Below are 3,092 nucleotides of genomic sequence, written 5' to 3'. Positions count from 1 at the left end.
TGTATATATGAATTCATCACTCCATTGTGGATGATTATTTTTTTATCATTATAATCGTTATTTGAAAGCCGCGTCATATCATTTGGCACGGCTTTTTTGCATTCTCTCTTTTATGATGGGTTTATAACCATAAAGAAGGTACTCCCATGCCTGTTATTTATGCTATTTATCAATCTTAACAACGTTATCGCTTTCATAAACCTCATAATTTTGAGGGTTCCTTTTACGCCTCTTTATATATTTTTTTTCAATAGAAAAATAAAAGTTATTATATTTTCAATATGTTAATGTTTTAAAGAAACAACCTGTATTACATACAACACGTAAATACAATCTGTAATATATATAAAAAGGGGTTTTGAAGGTATTTTGACGATTTTTACACCTTCAAAACCTATAAGCAAAATGAATATACATAACTCTCTTTAAACAAAGCTTTTGAAAAGGATAAAGCTATCATTTTAGATTACGGTATAACCTCTTAAAGGCAATGTAAAAAAATCTAATTCTATTTAAGAGTGGGTTTCTTAAAAGTCTTAAAGCAATCCAAAGTAGAGTATCTAAAAGTGCAAGTGTTCTTCTTTTTAGAATAACGCATATAAATACTCCTTTTAAAGATTGTATCTAATCAACTTAACAAAAAGAGGTATAGATTATGGTTATAAGCTCTATACCCCTTATGCGTTTATCATACCCATTATGTGAGCATGCTTTATAAGTTATTCAGTTTCTCTTATTTCTAATTTTGGTAAGTTCTTAACGATTTTCATGGTTTCTAAACTTACGGTAATAACCCTTTGAAACAATTCCAATGGATAAGCAGGGTTTCCAACGGTTTCAACAGCATAGCGATTGGCATCATTGACAATACCACTCTTTTTATCCGTCTTAACGCATTGACGCCCCATAATCCATTCAAGAGCGGGCTTGCCATTGACGATATACTCATAAGCCTCAAGAGGGATATCTGTTATTGTGATATTGCTATTGTAAATAACTGTTGATTTATCTTTCTCTTTACCTGCTTTTGCAAATTTCATTTCAGTTACGTAATAGAATTTTTCGGGATTAGAGATCTCTGTCTGTTTTGGATTACCTTTTTTAAAGGTCACTGGATAAGGCTCGATAGTTTCATAGTTTACGTGCAAATGACTGAGTTCACGCCCTGCTGTTACAAACTTCCAAAAATCATCAGCAGTTTTTACACAAGGGATACGAGGCAATTCTTTAGAGAGGTTATCAGCATAACGAGAGCGATAATCTTCCGAATGAAGTAAACCGTAAACGTAATAGAATAGATCATCTTTAATGATAGTTTCATTAGGATAAGCAGCTTTAAAATGTGCTAGTCCTTCATCAGTAATGGCATCACGTCGTTGTAAACCAACTGTTTTACTTTCTTCTGTAGCATTTGCAAACAAATGGGATTGTTGCTTACTTTTACCTTTTGAAACCAGAGTGTCTTCGTAAATATAGCGTGGAAAACATTGACCATTATGCACAACATGAAGATCAAGTATAGACTTAGATATCAAAACAGAAAAACCTGATTGAGTTCCCATACCTGAAATTTGTATGACCTTATTTTCAACCGCTTTCTCCATTGGGAATATACGCGGCATTTGGTAAACCATTTCATTAAAGGCACGACTATAATAGAGCCACTGTCGTGTAAATGGACGATACAAACTTTGCGTAAGGCATGTAGTCTCAAATTCAAAAATCTTTCCTTTTGCCAATTCTTGTTTAAGAGCACGACTCCAGCTAATTTTACTCTCATCCGTATTGATAAAATCATTCACAACCTTTTCACGCACTTTATGATCAGCGTGTAAGTAAGCACCATTAAAACGTTCCACTTCGTTATTATAGAAGTTAATCATGTTGTGCATGTTTTTTTCTAAAACCTCACGGCTTGAGTTATATATCCAAGAATCACGATTGGTTTTTAGACCACAAGAATAGGTATAAAAGAGTTTTTTATTATGATCTTTTTTATCACCTAGAGTTAGGAATGTCTTGAAGCTATCATCACGTTGATTGATCCAATCCCCATGTTCATCTGGTGTGATTATTTTCCAATCGTTTTCACGTGTAATACCACCAACACTACGAAAGTACTGAAGCATCTCAAGTTTTTTTTCGGTGGAAAGATTATCTCCAATATCATGATAGTAAATTTTACAATCTCCAGAAACATTGGGATTTTTAATAAATAATGTTACGGCAATACCCGTCATACTACCATTGCCAAAAATATTCTCTCCTTCTTGAGCATTATTTTTGTTCATCATATTTTTACGGATATCACCTCGTAAATTAAGCACATAAATACTCGTAAATTCTTGGGCTAAAGATTTTCGTAAACTATCCATTGCTGGCTTTTCTATATAGCTTGAACCAGAAACAAAACCGATTACCCCAGCATTATCAATACGGTCACTTGCCCAACGAATAGCGCGGATATAGCTATCATAAAGTGCTCGTATATTTGTTACTTTAGATTGAGCAGCATAAGTTTCACGAATGCGATCATCTAATATCGGGTAGGGAGTATTCTTTGCATTGTCGTTTTCATTTTTTTGTCCTACCGAATAAGGAGGGTTACCAAAGATAACCTCAATATTAAGATTTTTCTGGAGTTCTAAATATTCACTGTTTTCTTTAAGTATACCTTTCATTAAATCTTGTTTTTCAATCATCCGAAACGTATCGGTTAAGCCAATATGCTTAAAGGGAATATACTCACCTTTCATAAAACTATGATAGGTCGATTCAATGTTAATCGCTGCTATGTAATAGGCAAGCAAGACAATCTCATTGGCGTGGATATCATGACGGAATTTATATTCCATATCCTCTGGTTTGATGAGATTGGATTGTAAAAGCCTTGTGATAAAAGTACCCGTTCCCGTGAAAGGGTCGAGAATGGAGACACCCCGTGAACCCAAGCTTTTGCCAAACTCATTACGCAAAACATCATCAACAGAATGAATGATAAAATCAACAACCTCAACGGGCGTATAAACAATCCCAAGCTTATCCGTGGTTTTCTTAAATGCCTTGGCAAAAAAACTTTCATAAAGCTTGAT

The 3,092-nt window shown here is 34.1% G+C and carries 1 protein-coding gene; it reads right to left on the bottom strand.

Annotated elements, in window-relative coordinates:
- Window positions 1–719 precede the first annotated feature (719 nt).
- On the bottom strand, window positions 720–3,092 hold a 2,373-nt coding region (locus ABID23_RS07645), incomplete at its 5' end, for a type ISP restriction/modification enzyme (RefSeq protein WP_354190868.1).

Origin of the sequence: Bartonella silvatica, assembly GCF_040545155.1 — a bacterium.
Lineage (GTDB): Bacteria > Pseudomonadota > Alphaproteobacteria > Rhizobiales > Rhizobiaceae > Bartonella > Bartonella silvatica.
This window is presented reverse-complemented; position numbering and strand designations above follow the sequence as displayed.